This is a genomic window from Polynucleobacter sp. MWH-Adler-W8 (assembly GCF_001889925.1).
Lineage (GTDB): Bacteria > Pseudomonadota > Gammaproteobacteria > Burkholderiales > Burkholderiaceae > Polynucleobacter.
On record NZ_LZFI01000023.1, the window covers coordinates 1 to 927 of the forward strand.

Here is a 927-nt window from a genome sequence, read left to right on the forward strand (position 1 = left end):
TTTATAGCGCTCAAACTAGCCAATCTCGTGGCTTAAGGTAATAGTCATACAGCTTTGCCTCAGGAGTACCAGGCTTGGGTTGCCAGTTGTACCACCACTGAACTACTGGTGGCATCGACATCAAAATGGATTCGGTGCGACCACCAGAGTGCAAACCAAAGATAGTCCCACGATCAAAGATCAGGTTGTATTCCACATAGCGACCGCGCCGATACTCTTGGAAAGATTTTTCTTCGGGAGTGAAGCTATCTTGATAGCGGCGCTGCACGATTGGTAGGTAAGCAGAAATAAATGCATCGCCTACTGCGCGAGTCATAGCAAAACTTTTCTCAAACCCAAGCTCATTAAAGTCATCAAAGAAAACGCCGCCAATACCACGAGGCTCTTCGCGATGTTTTAAGTAAAAGTATTCATCGCACCATTTTTTAAAACGAGGGTAGAGCTCCTCGCCAAAAGGGTCTAAGGCATCTTTAGCGGTTTGATGAAAGTGTTTGCAGTCTTCATCAACGCCGTAATAGGGCGTGAGGTCAAAGCCACCCCCAAACCACCATACCGGCTCTTTACCAGGTGCTTGCGCAATAAAGCAACGCACGTTCATATGCGTGGTGGGTACTTTGGGGTTATTCGGGTGGAATACCAAAGACACGCCCATTGCTTCAAAGCTACGACCTGCTACCTCTGGACGATGATGTGATGCAGAAGGGGGCATTTGATCGCCACGGACATGAGAGAAGCCTACTCCACCTTTTTCCAGAATATTGCCGCCATCCAAAATGCAGGTGCGACCATAACCCTTGAGTTTGCTGTCTTCAGGTTTGTGCCACTCATCAGCAACAAAGACTTTGCCATCCAATGCACTCATAGCAGTGGTGATGCGATCTTGCAAGCCTAAAAAATACTCTTTTAAGGTTGCGATATCGATTTGGG

Annotated in this window: 1 protein-coding gene; it reads right to left on the reverse strand. The window is 47.4% G+C overall.

All coding sequences use genetic code 11. The features are described from left to right. Positions 1-10: 10 nt before the first annotated feature. Complete coding sequence (gene hemF, locus AOC28_RS11230; protein WP_072584068.1) at positions 11-922, reverse strand: oxygen-dependent coproporphyrinogen oxidase; 912 nt, start codon at positions 920-922, stop codon at positions 11-13. Positions 923-927 lie beyond the last annotated feature (5 nt).